Origin of the sequence: Streptomyces sp. NBC_01260 (assembly GCF_036226405.1) — a bacterium.
In the GTDB taxonomy this organism is placed as follows: Bacteria; Actinomycetota; Actinomycetes; order Streptomycetales; family Streptomycetaceae; genus Streptomyces; species Streptomyces laculatispora.
On the sequence record NZ_CP108464.1, the window covers coordinates 7,370,292 to 7,384,536 of the forward strand.

Annotated in this window: 17 protein-coding genes; 8 read left to right on the forward strand and 9 right to left on the reverse strand. The window is 71.2% G+C overall.

Features of this window, described 5'->3' with window-relative positions; genetic code table 11:
- Positions 1 to 20 precede the first annotated feature (20 nt).
- Positions 21 to 1,955 (reverse strand): integrase, encoded by a 1,935-nt coding sequence (locus OG322_RS32905; protein WP_329307346.1) that lies wholly within the window; start codon positions 1,953 to 1,955, stop codon positions 21 to 23.
- Positions 1,956 to 1,990: 35 nt separating this feature from the next.
- Complete coding sequence (locus tag OG322_RS32910) at positions 1,991 to 2,617, reverse strand: TnsA-like heteromeric transposase endonuclease subunit (protein WP_260147356.1); 627 nt, start codon at positions 2,615 to 2,617, stop codon at positions 1,991 to 1,993.
- A gap of 499 nt (positions 2,618 to 3,116) precedes the next feature.
- On the opposite strand from OG322_RS32910, the gene OG322_RS32915 reads away from it, so the two are divergent.
- The gene (locus OG322_RS32915) at positions 3,117 to 3,743 is read left to right on the forward strand and encodes a PadR family transcriptional regulator (RefSeq protein ID WP_123468151.1); all 627 of its coding nucleotides are present in this window, start codon (positions 3,117 to 3,119) and stop codon (positions 3,741 to 3,743) included.
- A 115-nt stretch (positions 3,744 to 3,858) separates the two neighbouring features.
- Here OG322_RS32915 and OG322_RS32920 read toward each other — a convergent pair whose 3' ends face one another.
- Together OG322_RS32920 and OG322_RS32925 are read right to left on the reverse strand one after the other, a co-directional pair.
- The gene (locus tag OG322_RS32920) at positions 3,859 to 4,290 is read right to left on the reverse strand and encodes a type II toxin-antitoxin system Rv0910 family toxin (protein WP_124286908.1); all 432 of its coding nucleotides are present in this window, start codon (positions 4,288 to 4,290) and stop codon (positions 3,859 to 3,861) included.
- 91 nt (positions 4,291 to 4,381) lie between these two features.
- The gene (locus OG322_RS32925) at positions 4,382 to 4,564 is read right to left on the reverse strand and encodes a hypothetical protein (RefSeq protein WP_123468148.1); all 183 of its coding nucleotides are present in this window, start codon (positions 4,562 to 4,564) and stop codon (positions 4,382 to 4,384) included.
- Positions 4,565 to 4,807: 243 nt separating this feature from the next.
- Between OG322_RS32925 and OG322_RS32930 the strand changes: the two genes are divergently transcribed.
- Positions 4,808 to 5,350: a Clp protease N-terminal domain-containing protein gene (locus OG322_RS32930; RefSeq protein WP_206432537.1), complete on the forward strand. Its 543-nt coding sequence runs from the start codon at positions 4,808 to 4,810 to the stop codon at positions 5,348 to 5,350.
- A 9-nt stretch (positions 5,351 to 5,359) separates the two neighbouring features.
- On the opposite strand, the gene OG322_RS32935 is transcribed toward OG322_RS32930, so the two are convergent.
- Positions 5,360 to 5,782: a TetR/AcrR family transcriptional regulator gene (locus OG322_RS32935; RefSeq protein WP_329307347.1), complete on the reverse strand. Its 423-nt coding sequence runs from the start codon at positions 5,780 to 5,782 to the stop codon at positions 5,360 to 5,362.
- A 29-nt stretch (positions 5,783 to 5,811) separates the two neighbouring features.
- Here OG322_RS32935 and OG322_RS32940 point away from each other — a divergent pair, with 29 nt between their 5' ends.
- The 3 genes from OG322_RS32940 to OG322_RS32950 all read left to right on the forward strand — a co-directional run bounded on the left by OG322_RS32940 (position 5,812) and on the right by OG322_RS32950 (position 8,261).
- Positions 5,812 to 6,015: a hypothetical protein gene (locus tag OG322_RS32940; RefSeq protein WP_329307348.1), complete on the forward strand. Its 204-nt coding sequence runs from the start codon at positions 5,812 to 5,814 to the stop codon at positions 6,013 to 6,015.
- Between the two features lie 126 nt (positions 6,016 to 6,141).
- On the forward strand, positions 6,142 to 7,146 hold the full coding sequence (locus OG322_RS32945) for an EamA family transporter (RefSeq protein WP_329307349.1): 1,005 nt from the start codon (positions 6,142 to 6,144) through the stop codon (positions 7,144 to 7,146).
- A 158-nt stretch (positions 7,147 to 7,304) separates the two neighbouring features.
- The gene (locus OG322_RS32950) at positions 7,305 to 8,261 is read left to right on the forward strand and encodes a DMT family transporter (protein WP_124286904.1); all 957 of its coding nucleotides are present in this window, start codon (positions 7,305 to 7,307) and stop codon (positions 8,259 to 8,261) included.
- 55 nt (positions 8,262 to 8,316) lie between these two features.
- Here OG322_RS32950 and OG322_RS32955 read toward each other — a convergent pair whose 3' ends face one another.
- Positions 8,317 to 9,012, reverse strand: coding sequence for a pyridoxamine 5'-phosphate oxidase family protein (locus OG322_RS32955; RefSeq protein WP_123468137.1), 696 nt, complete (start codon positions 9,010 to 9,012; stop codon positions 8,317 to 8,319).
- A 35-nt stretch (positions 9,013 to 9,047) separates the two neighbouring features.
- On the opposite strand from OG322_RS32955, the gene OG322_RS32960 reads away from it, so the two are divergent.
- Complete coding sequence (locus OG322_RS32960; RefSeq protein WP_123468136.1) at positions 9,048 to 10,379, forward strand: aminotransferase class I/II-fold pyridoxal phosphate-dependent enzyme; 1,332 nt, start codon at positions 9,048 to 9,050, stop codon at positions 10,377 to 10,379.
- A gap of 1 nt (position 10,380) precedes the next feature.
- Here OG322_RS32960 and OG322_RS32965 read toward each other — a convergent pair whose 3' ends face one another.
- The gene (locus OG322_RS32965) at positions 10,381 to 11,475 is read right to left on the reverse strand and encodes a DMT family transporter (RefSeq protein ID WP_123468135.1); all 1,095 of its coding nucleotides are present in this window, start codon (positions 11,473 to 11,475) and stop codon (positions 10,381 to 10,383) included.
- Positions 11,476 to 11,513: 38 nt separating this feature from the next.
- Between OG322_RS32965 and OG322_RS32970 the strand changes: the two genes are divergently transcribed.
- A complete protein-coding gene (locus tag OG322_RS32970) occupies positions 11,514 to 12,434 on the forward strand; it encodes a LysR family transcriptional regulator (protein WP_123468134.1) in 921 nt (306 codons plus the stop codon).
- Between the two features lie 71 nt (positions 12,435 to 12,505).
- Here the strand turns inward: OG322_RS32970 and OG322_RS32975 are convergent, their stop codons facing one another.
- The gene (locus OG322_RS32975; protein WP_329307350.1) at positions 12,506 to 12,982 is read right to left on the reverse strand and encodes a pyridoxamine 5'-phosphate oxidase family protein; all 477 of its coding nucleotides are present in this window, start codon (positions 12,980 to 12,982) and stop codon (positions 12,506 to 12,508) included.
- A 112-nt stretch (positions 12,983 to 13,094) separates the two neighbouring features.
- Between OG322_RS32975 and OG322_RS32980 the strand changes: the two genes are divergently transcribed.
- Entirely contained in the window at positions 13,095 to 13,745 is a 651-nt protein-coding gene (locus OG322_RS32980) for a cysteine hydrolase (RefSeq protein WP_124286899.1), read from the forward strand.
- On the opposite strand, the gene OG322_RS32985 is transcribed toward OG322_RS32980, so the two are convergent.
- On the reverse strand, positions 13,729 to 14,184 hold the full coding sequence (locus OG322_RS32985; protein ID WP_329307351.1) for a Rieske (2Fe-2S) protein: 456 nt from the start codon (positions 14,182 to 14,184) through the stop codon (positions 13,729 to 13,731). The two genes, OG322_RS32980 and OG322_RS32985, sit on opposite strands and share 17 nt — an antisense overlap.
- Between the last annotated feature and the right edge of the window lie 61 nt (positions 14,185 to 14,245).

The window sequence follows — 14,245 nt, forward strand, 5'->3', positions numbered from 1 at the left end:
ATCGTGTCAGCTGGTCAGGGTCAGGCCGACATCACCAATTCAAGTTCAGTAGTGGCGCGGGTGCGGGCGGCTGCCCGCTCGGAGCGTCGGCTGCGGGGCCGATTGCGAACTGGCGGGGCCTCGTTCTCCTCGACGGGGCCGGTGCCCGCCCGTTCCAGCAGATCCCCCACCGCCTCGGAGATCGCCTCCTCGGTCACTGTGGCGCTCTGCTTTTCGCGCAGGTCTCTGGAGGAGTGGTCCCAGGCCATTTCCCCGAACGGGACCGGCTGGGAAGACAACAGCCGCCAGGGGACCGTGATCCACGTGTCCTCGCGGTGATCGTGAAGCCAGACCACACGGACGTCGTAAGGGTCGTGACGTACTTCCCACCGGTCCTTGTGATCGGTCAGCCCGGACCTCTCCCGCCGCAGCGTGTTGAGCCCGTCGCAGTCGTAGAGCCGGTGCTTGATCTTGATTCCGTAGGAGTTGACCGCCTGCCAGCCTGTCGGCTGCAACTTCAGGTAGTCCTCGGCCGACAGCGCCAGCGGCAGGTAGCCGGCCGTCTCCACGAGCGCAGCGTACTTCTCGTTCGGCGAGAACGTCCGCCCCGGGGCCAGCGGGTCTCGCAAGCCGTCATGCGGCCGGTTCTGCCACTTGGCGGTGATCCACTCCTCCAGCAGTTCCTGTAACTGCGGCAGTGACCATAGCGGCTCGTCTTCGACCCGGCGCCCGCGGTGCTCGGCCGAACGGCCGGTGTGCCCCGAGACGAATTGCGCGAACATAGTGGATACCGACCCCAGCGTGCGTTCGATGTGCGGCTTGTGCGTCGGCGTCCTGGGCGGCGCATGGATCACCTCGGTGCCGAACGCGTCGCAGGCCATGTGGAAGTTCTTCGACAAGAACGCCTTGCCACCGTCCACCACGATTGCCTCGGGAATGATCAGCGGGACTGCCGCCGCGTGCCGCAGCCGCTCGTCCAGTGCGAGCAACCGCTGGTAGGGCAGCACCGACCGCTCCATGCGCAGCGCTTTCGTCCAGCCCGGACGCATCGGCGCCGGCGTCACCGAGCGAGCCAGCAGCAAGGTAGCGTCCACCGACTTCGTCGTCGGCCGCAGCACTGCCGCGGTGACCGTGCGCGTGGCGACATCGACCAGCCCGGTCAACTCGACTCTGCCGACCACGCCCCGGTCCAGGCGTACCAACGCGTCGAACGGGGTGGAGTCGATCTCCATCAACTCGCCCGGTCGGCAGACCGTCACCTGATCGAAGACGCCCTCGGGCTGGTTCGCCAGGGACCGGCGCGTCCGCGCCGACCCGGTGGTGTGACGGCCACGTTCCAGCCGTTGGAACAGCCGGTAGAACGCCGACCGCTTCGGCACCGCCTCCTGGCCGTACTTGTCCTTGACCGTCTTGCTGACACGCTCGAAGTAGTAGCTGACCGTCCGGGTGGAACCGCCCGTGGCCTGGCTCATCAACTGCTGCAACTCGTCCACGACTTCCGGCCTGAGCTTTCCGTGCACCGGCCGACGCGGCGCGTGCCGCCCATCGACCATGCCCGCGATGCCCCGTTCCTGATGGCGGCGTCGCCGCCAGCGCATCGTGTGCGCGCTGACCGGCCGACCCAACTCCACCGACAACTCGGCGGCCTTGGACGCCTCGCGCTCGGCCAACGTCCGCGTGGCCGGGTCGTACTCAGGCCGCGGCAAGGCCCCCTGCGGGGCGTCCGGCAGCAGCCCCGTCCGCAGCTCGACCATGTGCCGGTGCCACCACAAGGCTTCCTCGGCCTGGCCGGGAGGGACGTGGTCCAGCAACCCCGTGGGCATCACCCTCCGGCTGCCGGAGCCGAGCACCTCGAAGCCGGGCGACATCATCAGCGTCGGCAGATGCATCGTGCTCGTCCCGCCCGCCTCGTCCGCGAGACGGACCAACATGCCCGACAGCCCGGCCACCGTCTGCACTGTGCCGTCGAACCGCACCCGGTCGCCAGGCCGGACCACCAACGGATTGCGCATCACCACGGCTCCACCCCCGTCCCTGACCGCCGGACCATGCAGTTGGGCCCCATGACCTGCGACTCCACCTCTGTAACCAGCGCCCCTCGCCAGAGCAGGTGGTAAAGCACCGGCAGCACCGCGACCCGGTCCCCGGCCGCCTCCGCCCCGGCGAACAGCGGTCTCGGCTCGCCGAACGCCTCCAGCAGCCGTCCCGCGGTCTCCTGCCGCCAACACCTGGGATGGCCGTAGCCCCGTAGCCAGCGCACGTTCGCCAGCAGAACCGGGCTGATCATCCCCACCCGCCTAAACGACCAGCCAGCCAATTCACAGACCCGCTCGGTCGCTGCGAACGCCTCGGCGTCGTCCAGCTCAATCCGGTCATCCGGACGGACATCGACCACCGTCCCGGTGCCGTCAGCAAGACGGAAGAAGAAGTCCGGGACGTGCCCCAGGCGCCCTCGGCGCGTAGGCCAAAACAGCCGGAACGGCTGCGACACCAGCCCCGTCACCTGCGGATCGAAGTCCATCAGCATCGCGTGATCACGCTCCAGCCGCGACTCACACGCGAGAGCCCTGCGCATGGTCGTCGACCAGTAATCCCGGGTCACCGACCGCTGCCCGCCGTACGCACGCACCTTCCGCACCGGCGGCAGCGTCTCGAATCTTTCCGTTCACACCGCCGACAGCGGCTCACGACGGCGAACGCGGTCCGCATCGACGTACTCGACCTCGAAAACGCCGTGCCCTACATCGGCGAACGCCTCGACAGTCATCCGGCCCCCTCACCAGAGCGAACGCACAAGCCCTGATCACGAGAAAGCCACACAGCCCGCCAGCCAGCAACGAATCAGCGTCCAAACCGCCCCTGAGAGCGAAAACGAAGCGGGACAGACAGCAGCGAGCGACAAAACATGCCGGGACACCGAGCCCGGGTGCATGCGGCGGGCGGCAACATGCCCCGGGACGGACGGTGAACTGAACAACCTCACCCGGGACAGCGACAAGAAAGCGAGGGACAGGACAGACCAGTCGAACTTCGTTGACACAGGTCACACAGGTCACTCGGGAAGGGGTTTGTCAAGCGACCGGTTCCGATATATCGTTGACGCATCGCGACAGATCAACGATAGAAGGAGTGCAGTGATGCGTTCACACGGACATGAGCACGGACATGGACATGGGCACGGCCCCTGTGGGCCCGGAGAGCACGGACGGGGTGACTTCGAGGGGCGCCGGGCGGCCTTCGGGCAGTTCGGTCCGCCGTTCGGCGGCGGACCCTTCGGCGGTGGCCCCTTCGGAGGCGGACGCGGCCGGGGCGGCGGCCGGGGAAGGGCGCGCCGCGGTGACGTACGTGCCTCGATCCTGGCCCTGCTGAAGGACCGGCCGATGCACGGCTACGAAATGATCCAGGAGATCGGCGAGCGCAGCGGCGGGGCCTGGCGGCCCAGTCCCGGCTCGGTGTACCCGACCCTTCAGCTCCTGGAGGACGAGAGTCTGATCGTCAGCGCCAGCGAGGGCGGCAAGAAGCTGTTCACGCTGACCGACGCCGGCCGCACCGAGGTCGAGTCGGGCCCCGAGGCGCCCTGGGAAGAGGTCGGCCGCGGCGTCGACTGGGAGGGCGTGAATGAGGTCCGGCAGGCCGGTTTCGGTCTGATGGAGGCGTTCGGCCAGGTCTGGAAGACCGGTTCGGCCGACCAGCGAGAGAAGGCGCTCACGGTCATCAACGACGCCCGTAAGAAGCTCTATCTGATTCTCGCCGGCGAGCACTGAGCCGCCCGGTGCGAAGGTTGAGGAGCTGTACGTCGAAGGGCCCCGCGGATGTCCCGCGGGGCCTTTTCGATGCCGGTGCGCGGGCGGCCGGTCCGGGCGGCCGGACCGCCGGCTGTCAGGCGACGATGAGTCCGTCGAGTTTGCGCAGTGACTCGATCAGGGCGGCGGTGGCCGAGTCCTTGAGCTTGCCGGCCATCAGGGAGACCGCCGCTCCCGTGAATTCGCCGTCGATGCGGACCGTGGTGGCGTCCCCGTCCGGTGTCAGGGCGTAGCGCATCTTCAGGTTGACGCCCATCGGGCCCTTCCCGGTGGTCGTGAGCAGGCGGCCGTCCTCCAGTTCGGAGACCGTCCAGGTCACCTCGGCCGGGAACCCCATGAGCTTCATGTTCTCCTCGTAGGTGCCCGCGAGTTCCAGCGTGGCCGGTCCGCCTTTGGGGAAGCTGGTGTGGGTGGCGTTCCACTCCCCGTACGTGCTGAAGTCGGTCAGCTGGGCCCAGACCTTCTCGGCCGGTGCCTCGATGCGCGCCTCTGCACTGACTTCGGCCATGGGGCCACCCCTTCTCGACGGGTTACGGTGTCGCGGAACGTAGCCTCAGTGGCCCGAACATTCAATACTGATGAACTGTCAGATCTGCGGGTCACTTTCCGGTCCGCCAGATCCGCGCCGAGTCGAAGCGGTCGGAGGCGCGCGGGTGCGGCCCGTCGTCGTGGCAGTGGAACGCCGCCCAGAAGAGGTCCGCGGGCAGCGCGTCGCGGGGCGCGTGGACCCGGTAGACGTAATCACGCCCGTCGAGTGCGGGCAGGGCGACCAGCCAGCTCACCTCCGGCGCTCCTTCCGCCGCCGCCACAGCGCTCCGGGCCGTGGGACGTGTACGGGCAGGCTTCCGGTTGCTCCGGGAGCGCATGGCAAGGCGGCGCGCGCCGATTTTCTGGATCGGATTCCAGAACGGCGCGATCTCATCCGTAAGGAGGAGGAGCCGCGCTTCTGTGCCCAACTCGGGTGGGATGCGTCAATGGGCCTCTCCGGGGACGTTCCGGGCCGTCAGGGCTGATGAGGTGGGAGAGTGCAGAACCGGACACCGCGGATTCCCCAGCAACCCGCACTGAACCACCGTGCCGAAACCGATTCCGAGCTCACCGCGGAGCTGGCCGCCGTGGTGACGGGTGCGCGCAGGCGCGCGCTCCGCGACGGCGACCAGCAGATCGACACGGCTCATCTGCTGCACTCCCTGATCGAGTCGGACCCTGAGGTCCGCACCGCCTTCGCCGGCGGACCGCAGCTGGCCAGGGTGCTCGGCTATCTCGTCCAGCGCAGTATCGGCTACGGGCTCCGCTGGCAGGGTGCGATCGAGGACTCCGGAGCGATTCCGGTGGTGTCGGGCGCGCCGGACGCGGGAGTGGAGGGCTGGTCGCCCTGCGCCGCCCTTGCGATGGACGACGCGCACCGGCGCGCCCGGCTCCGGGGCCGGGAACGGGCAGGCGGCCTCGATCTGCTCGCCGCGCTGGCCGCGGACCGCCAGTGCCGGGCCGTCGAGGTGCTGGAGCGGGCGGGCGTGGATGCGGCGCTGCTCGCGGACCGGATCGTGGAGGCCTCCGGCCGGGGATGACCGCCGGGCTCAGTCCGGCGGCTCCGTGAGGGCGGCGATGGCCGGACGCAGCAGGGTGCCGATGCGCTCGGCAGGGGCGTCCCGCAAGACATCGAGCCCGAGCAGCTGACGGCCGATGGTCACACCCAGCATCGTGGTGATGATCAGCGCCGCACGCAGCTCCCCGTCCGCGCCGTCCTCGCTGGCAGGCAGTGCGCCGCCGATGCCGCTGATCTGCCGGCCGAGCGCCTCGCGGGCGTGGTCGGCCGAGGCCGGGTCGGTGAGCAGGGAGCGCAGCATGGCCAGAGTGCCGTCGGGCATGCCGCCGAGCTTGACGCCCAGGGTGGCCGGCAGCTGATCGAGGAGCGCCGCACCGTCCCCCGGCGCCCCCGGCGCGGGGGCCGTCTGCAGGGCCCGGGTGAAGAGTCCGCGCTTGGAGCCGAAGTACTGCATGACCAGCGCCGGGTCCGCATCGGCCCCGGGTGGCCGGGATCAGGGACGTGGTCGTCCATGGGGGCACCGAGCCCGGCACGGTCATCGCCGAGCACGTCGTCGAGATGGAATCGGCCGGGGGCGGGCGTGCCCGCATCCCCGGGCTGCTGATCATCGACGTCAGGGACGGTCTCATCACGCGGGTCCGCGACTGCATGGACGGGCTGGGCGTGGCCCGCGCGGCCGGCAGGTAGGGCTGCTCGGGCCGCGTTCCTACGCCACCGGCTCGTACGTGTCAGGGGTGACAGCGACATCGGAGTGTTACCCGCGTCAGGTGTCTCCGGGATGACGCTCCTGTCGGCAGCTGTCATGATGTGCCGATGCACGCGTCTCACGGGAGAAGCGCCGGCCTGGGACTCGCCCTCGCCTCGGCCTTCGCATTCGGCGGTTCCGGAGTGGCGGCCAAGCCGCTGATCGAGGCGGGGCTCGACCCGCTTCATGTGGTGTGGCTCCGGGTGGCGGGCGCCGCGCTCGTCATGCTGCCCGTGGCCTGGCGCCACCGCGCTCTGGTACGCAGCCGGCCCGTGCTGCTGCTGGGATTCGGCCTGCTCGCCGTCGCGGGCGTCCAGGCCTGCTACTTCGCGGCGATCTCCCGTATCCCGGTCGGTGTCGCGCTGCTGGTCGAATACCTCGCGCCGGCGCTCGTCCTCGGCTGGGTGCGCTTCGTCCAGCGCCGCCCGGTGACCCGGGCGGCCGCCGTCGGCGTGGTCCTGGCCGTGGGCGGTCTGGCGTGTGTGGTCGAGGTGTGGTCCGGGCTGAGCTTCGACGTCGTCGGTCTGCTGCTCGCACTCGGCGCCGCCTGCTGCCAGGTCGGCTACTTCGTCCTCTCCGCCCAGGGCAGCGGCGAGCAGGCGGCGGGCGCCGAACCGCCGCACCCGGTCGGGGTCATCGCCTACGGGCTGCTGATCGGCGCCGTCGTTCTCACCGTGGTGGCCCGGCCGTGGGGCATGGACTGGTCGCTGCTCGGCGCAGACACCGCCATGAACGGCACGGACGTGCCCGCCTGGCTGCTGCTCGTCTGGATCGTGCTGCTCGCCACCGTGATCGCGTACGTCACCGGCGTGATCTCGGTGCGGCTGCTGTCCCCGGCGGTCGCGGGTGTCGTCGCCTGTCTGGAAGCGGTCATCGCGACCGTGCTCGCCTGGGTGCTGCTCGGGGAACATCTGGCCGCCCCGCAGCTCATCGGCGGTTCGCTGGTGCTGTTCGGCGCCTTCATCGCACAGTCCTCGACACCGAAGCCGCCCTCCGGCCCCGTCGCTTCGGGGCCGGGCGGTGAGCCGGTCGCGACCGAGGGGGAGTTGTCCGCCGGCCGCGCCGCCACATAGGGTGACGATCATGCATTCGACCGTACTTCCGCCTCCCGCCGCTTAGCGCGGGCGGCCACATCTGACGAAGACCGGGCTCGGGCAGTCCCCGAGCGGTTCGTCGCTGCCCGCGTGCGGAGCCGAGCGACCACCTTCCCGTCTTCCTTGGAGAAGTACCCGTGTCGAATCCTGCTTCCGGCCTGTCCACCGGGCGGAGCCTCTGCTATCTGATCATCGCCGGAGTGGCCTGGGGTACGGCCGGTGCCGCCGCCTCGCTGATCTTCGAGGCCAGTGATCTCGGCCCCCTCGCGCTGTCGTTCTGGCGCTGCGCGGGCGGCCTCGTACTCCTGCTCGCCGCGCTGGCGCTGCGGCCCGCGAAGGTCGCGGCCGCCGACGGGCCCCGTCGTCGCCGGCTGCTGCGCATCGTCGGTACCGGCGTGGGGCTCACCGTCTTCCAGACCGCGTACTTCGCCGCGGTCCAGGTCACCGGCCTCGCGGTCGGGACCGTCGTCACACTCGGAGCGGGCCCCGTCCTCATCGCCGTCGGCGCGCGACTGACCATGGGCGAGCGGCTGGGCGGCGGCGGGCTCGCCGCGGTGGCGGGCGCGCTGACCGGGCTCGCCGTGCTGGTGCTCGGTGGCGACGCGGGGACGGTGCGGCCCGCCGGTATCGCGCTGGCACTGCTCTCCGCGGCCGGCTACGCCGCGATCACCCTGCTGACCCGTTGGCTCGGCCGTGACGGTGGCGGTACGGACGCGCTCGCCACCAGCGCCTGGGCGTTCGCCATCGCGGCGGTCCTGCTGCTGCCGATGGCGGCCGGCGAGGGCATCGTGCCGCAGACCGCGCACCCGGCGCAGGTGGTGACCCTGCTGGTGTACGTGGCCGCGATCCCGACCGCGCTCGCCTACGCGCTCTACTTCGCGGGAGCCGCGGTGGTGCGCGCCGCCACCGTCTCGGTGATCATGCTCCTCGAACCGGTGAGTGCGGCGGCCATCGCCGTCGTCGTGCTCCGCGAGGAGCTCACCGCGGCCACCGTCGCCGGGACCCTGCTGCTGCTCACCGCGGTGGCCGGGCTGGCGGTGGCCGAGACCCGCGGCGCCGCGAACGCCCGCCGGGAGGCGGCCGCCCACGCCTGACCGACAGGCGGCGGGCCGCTCCTTTTTCGATGAGGGCCCGCCGCCCCGGGGTGGTTCAGAGCGCCTTCAGATAGTCCGGAACCGCGATGGCGGGGTCGAGGTCGGCCGCCGGAACGGGGGCGGCGAAGCCGCGTGTGAGCGGGACGACGCCTGTCCAGTGGGGCAGTTCGAGGTCTTCGGGGTCGTCGTTCGGGCCGCCGGTGCGGACCTTGGCGGACACCTCCCGCAGATCCAGCCGGAGCACGGCGGTTGCCGCCAGCTCCTTCTCGTCGGCCGGCCGCGAGTCCTGCGAGCGCCCCGGAACGACCTGCTCGACGATCGCGTCGAGCGCGGTGCGCCGCTCCTCGGGGTCGGTCACCGCGTGCGCGATGCCGTGGACCACCACGGAGCGGTAGTTGAGCGAGTGGTGGAAGGCGGAGCGGGCCAGTACCAGCCCGTCGACATGCGTCACCGTCAGGCACACGGCGAGGCCGTCGGAGCTCCCGCCCGCCGTCCGCAGCGGGCGGGAGCCGGTGGATCCGTGTACGTAGAGCCGCTCGCCGACCCGGCCGAAGAGCGTCGGCAGGACGACGGGGGCCCCGTCGCGCACGAAGCCGAGATGACACACGTAGGCCTCGTCGAGTATCGAGTGGATCTGTTCGCGGTCGTACGCGGCCCGTTCGCGGGAGCGGGTCGGGACCGTACGCCCGGTCGGTTCGTAAGCGGCTGCGGCGTCCGGGCCCGTGGTCTGCGGCGGTTGGGTGTCCGGCATTGCGTACTCCATTGCACTAGTGCATACTCTTGTTTGTGCTAGGAGAGTATCGGATCACCGGACGGCGCGCATCGGAAATTGCCGCCAATGTGGAGCAGGCGGTCGGCTCGGGGGAGCTGGCCCCCGGCCAAGTGCTGCCACCCATGAGGGAGTTGGCGGCACGGCTGGAGGTGAATCCCAATACGGTGGCGGCCGCCTATCGCACCCTGCGTGAGCGCGGGGTGATCGAGACGGCCGGGCGCAGGGGCAGCCGGATCCGGCCGCGGCCCGCGAGCACCGCACGTGGATCGCTGCGGATCGAGGCACCGCCCGGGGTGCGGGACCTGGGGAAGGGGAACCCGGACCCGGCGCTGCTGCCCGCCCTGGGTGAGGCGTTCGCGGCGGTCACCGAGGCATACGCGCAGGCGCCCGGGATGTATGCGCAGGCACCCGTGGACCCGGAGTTCGCCGCGCTCGCGCGAAGGGGGTTCGACGCCGACGGCGTTCCGGCCGGGCCGGTGATCGCCACCTCGGGGTCGCTCGACGCGATCGAACGGGTGCTGACGGCCCACCTCAGACCCGGCGACGCGGTCGCCGTCGAGGACCCGGGCTGGGGCAGCCTGCTGGATCTCGTGCCCGCACTGGGGATGCGTCCCGTGCCCGTCGCGCTCGACGACGACGGGCCGCTGCCGGACGCTCTCGAAGCGGCGCTGAAGGGCGGCGCCCGTGCGGTCGTCGTCACCGGCCGGGCGCAGAACCCCACCGGGGCCGCGATCGGCGCCGCGCGCGCCGCAGAACTGCGGGCGGTTCTCGCCGGCCACCGGGGCGTGCTGCTGATCGAGGACGACCACGGGCACGCCATCGTCGATCTGCCGCTGCACACGCTGGCGGGTGCCACGGACCGCTGGGCGTTCGTGCGGTCGGTGGCCAAGGCGTACGGACCGGATCTGCGGGTCGCCGTGCTGACGGGCGACGCGGTCACGGCGGACCGGGTGTCGGGGCGGCAGCGGCTGGGCCCCGGCTGGGTCAGCAGGCTGCTGCAACGGGCGATGGTGCACCTGTGGACCTCCGGCGCCGTGGACTCACGGGCGGTGGCCCAGTCGTACGCGCATCGCCGGGACGCCCTTGTGCGGGCGCTGGAGGCCCGAGGTGTCGAGGCGCACGGCCGCAGCGGTATGAACGTATGGGTTCCGGTGAGCGATGAGACCGGCGCCGTGGCGCGGTTGCTGCACGCGGGCTGGGCGGTGGCGCCCGGAGCCCGGTTCCGGATGTCCGCGCCCCAGGGAATCCGGATCACCGTGTCGCCGCTCGACGACGCGGACATCGGGCCCCTGGCGGACGCGGTGGCGGCAGCGGCGGGGCCCGCCAAGCCCCTGAGCTACGGCTGAGCTACCGCCGGGCAGGGGCGGGTTCCGCCAGGGCGGCCGCCCCGGCGGCCCGGGGCCTGGTCTGGGTCAGTGCGGCCCCCGCCAGGACCACGAGGGCGCCGACCGGGGTGTTCCAGCTCAGCTGTTCGCCGAGCACGGTGACTCCGGCGGCGGTGGCGATCACCGGGATGAAATAGGTGACCATCTGTGCGGTCGTCGGGCCGACCTCGGTGACCAGCCTGTACTGGAGGAGTACCGCGAGTCCCGTGCCGAGGGCTCCCAGGGCGATCACGGCCAGGGTGGGCAGCAGCGGGAACCCCGCCGGGGCCGAGGTGAACAGCGGAGTGACCACGGCGAGTTGCACGGTGCCCAGGAAGAGCTGGCTGCCCGTGAGCGCGAGGGTCGACGAGCCGCTGCCCGCCAGCGTCCGGCGGACGTAGATCCAGCCGACCGGATAGCTGAGGGAGGCCAGGAGCGCCATCGCCGTACCGGTGAAGTCCAGGCCGGAGAAGCCCTGCCAGGCACCCAGCACGGTCAGCACCCCGAGGAAGCCGAGCCCGAGGCCGGCGACCCGGCGGCGGGTCGGCCGGTCCTCCGAGAGCGCGACCAGCGACAGCGCCATGCCCCACAGCGGTGAGGTCGCGTTGCAGATGCCGGCCAGCGTCGAGGGGATGGTCAGTTCGGCGTACGCGAAGAGCGAGAACGGCAGCGCGTTGAGGAAGAAGGCGGCGACGGCCAGATGGCCCCAGGTGCGGGCGGTGCGCGGCAGCCGCTCCCGCTTCACCGCCATGGCCACGGCCAGCACCGCCGTGCCCGACAGCAGCCGGCCGAGAGTGACCTGGAACGGTGCGTACCCGTCGGTGCCGACCTTGATCAGGAGAAAGCTGAATCCCCAGATGAGCGAGAGCGCCGCGAAGCGCAGCCGCCAGTCCAGAGCCGGCCGGAGGGCTGCGCCGACGGGGTCGGCAGGGGAGGCGGGTCCGGCGGACGAGGCGGGGTCGGTCAAGGAGGAGGCCGGTGCGTCGGCGGCCCCGGCCGGCGGCTGGGCTGTTGGTACGGGCGGTGCGGGCGGTGCGCTCATGGGCTCCACGATGACCAATTCAATCTCGTAGCACAAGTGAGACTTTGTGTGACAGTCCGCGTAGCATTGCTTACATGTTGAATCTGGAGCGCCTGCGCACCCTGGATGCCCTCGCCCGGCTCGGTTCGGTCAGTGGCGCCGCCGAGGGTCTGCACGTCACGACGTCGGCCGTCTCGCAGCAGATGGCCAAGCTGGAGCGTGAGGTGGGTCAGCAACTGCTCGCCAAGAACGGCCGCGGGGTCCGGCTCACCGATGCGGGACAGCTGCTCGCCGACCACGCGGCCCGGATCCTCTCCCAGGTCGAGCTCGCCCAGTCCGACATCGAGGCGCAGCGGGGCGAGGTGGTGGGCGAGATCCGGCTCGGCGCGTTCCCCACCGCGGCACGCGGTCTCTTCCCGTCCACCCTGCTCGCCCTGCGCGCGGATCACCCCGAACTCCGGGTGCGTACCAGTGAGCTGGAGCCCGAGGCCGGAGTTCGCGCGGTGTTCCGGGGCGACATCGACCTTGCGGTGGTGCTGGACTGGAGCAACAAGCGGCTGCCGGTGCCGGGCGGTCTGGCCACGGCTCAACTGCTCGACGACGTCCCGGACGTCGCGATGCCGACCGGGCATCCGCTCGCGGACCGGGCCGAGGTGGATCTGGAGGACTTCGCCGACGACGACTGGGTGTCCTGGCCCGAGGGCGAGTTCTGTTACGAGTGGCTGATGTTCACCCTCCGCTCCAAGGGCATCGAACCGCGAATCGCCCACCTTGCGGGTGAGCACCACACCCAGCTCGCCCTGATCGCAGCCGGTATGGGGGTGTGTGTGGCGCCCAGGCTCGGTCGCGGACCGGTGCCGGAGGGGGTTCGGCTGGTGCCCGTCCGGCAGAGGATGCGGCGGCATGTCCATGCCGTCTGGCGGGCGGACGCGGACCGGCGGCCGTCGATCAGGGCGGCGGTCGCGGCGCTGCGGGAGGCGGGCCGTGAGCTGGACGAACCGATGGAGGACAGATAGGTCCCGCGGCGGGCGGCGGGGCGGTGTGCCGCCCTGCCGCCGCACCCGGGTGCGGCGGTCCTGGTGGGTTCTCAGACGCCGCTCGGACCGGCGAGTTTGCTGAAGTCCCAGGAGGTGACGGCTTCAGGGGTGAGGCGCAGCCACGCGTGCCGGCCGTCGTGCGGCATCACCTCCATGCCGAAGTACTTCGCCGCGAACAGCTGCTCGGGGACAGTGAGTTCCGGGCAGGGCTCGCCGGTACGCGGTGCCTCGCCGACGAACACCGCGTCGCCCGAGAGCTCGATGCCGCGCAGCTCCCCGTACTCCACTCCGTCGTCGACGACCACGGCGATCTTCGGGTCGTGGCCGAGTTGCGTCCAGCGCAGGCTCCGGGTGATCGAGTAGAGCCACAGCGAGGCGCCGTCCCAGCAGAACCAGAGCGCCCCGACGTGCGGGCGGCCGTCCGGGCCGACGGTGGCGACCCGGCAGGTGCGCTGTTCGGCGAGGTAGGTGTCGCGTTCCTCGTCCGTCATCATGATCCGGCGGCCCCGTCGCTGAATGACGGCCATGGGGAGCCCCCTCCTGTTAGCTGACTGTGTGTCAGGAATCATGGAGCCTCTTCCCTCATCGCGCAATGGAGGTTAGCCTCGCGCGCCCGTTCCGTCGCCGAGAGGGGCAGCCGTGCCGTCCAGGGAACAGCTCGCCGAACAGATCGTTCCGGCCTCCACCGTCCTGCTGACGGTGGAGTGCCAGCAGGGGGTGGTGGGGCCGGGCAGCGCACTGCCCGAACTCGCCAAGGAGGCCAGGTCCTCCGGGGCGCTGCACAACGTGGCCCGGCTGGTCGCCGCCGCTCACGAGAGCGGTGTCCAGGTGCTGCACGCCGTGGCCGAACGCCGTCCCGACGGCCGCGGTGCCAACCACAACGCCCGGCTCTTCCGCGCCGCCGGGCGACTGCCCGTGCAGCAGCACTCGGGCACCACGGCGGTCCGGATCGCCGAGCCGATCGAGGTGGCGGACGAGGACCTCGTCGTCCGCAGACTCCACGGGCTCTCGCCCATCGCGGGCACGGATGTGGACGCGCTGCTCCGCAACCTGGGCTGCCGCACGCTCGTCGTCACCGGGGTGTCGGCCAACGTGGCCATCCCCAACGCGGTGTTCGACGCCGTGAACCTCGGCTACACGGCGGTGGTGCCGTCCGACGCCATCGCGGGGGTGCCTGCCGACTACACCCCCGCGATGATCCGCAACACCCTCGCCCTGGTCGCCACCGTCGCCGCCACGGACGATGTGCTCGGCTGTTGGCTGGGGGGCCGTTCTAGGACGCGAGGCTGATCGAGTCGCCCTGGACCTTGATCGGGGTGGCCGGCAGTGGCTCGGTTGCGGGACCCGTCTTCACGCTGCCCGTCGCCACGTCGAACTTGCTCCCGTGACAGGGGCAGTTGATGGTGCCGTTTGCGACGCTCGACACCGTGCAGCCCGTGTGCGTGCACTTCGACGAGAACGCCTTGAACTCACCGGCCGCGGGCTGCGTCACCACGACCCCCTGTTCCGTGAAGATCTTCCCGCCGCCCTCCGGGATGTCGGTGGTCTTCGCGAGCACGCCGCCCCCGGCGCCGGCCCCGCTCTCACCGGCATGCTCGACGGCGCCGGAACCGGCCGCCTCCTTCGAGCCGCCGCACGCGGTGAGTACGGCGGCCACGGAGACGGCGCCCGCCGCTGTGACGACGGTCCGGCGCCCGGGACGGCCCTCGTGGTCCTGCGATGTGCTCATGCTGGCTTTCCCTTCCACGGTGTACTTGGCTCCGATGCTTCGTCCAGGGGTACGCGCAGCC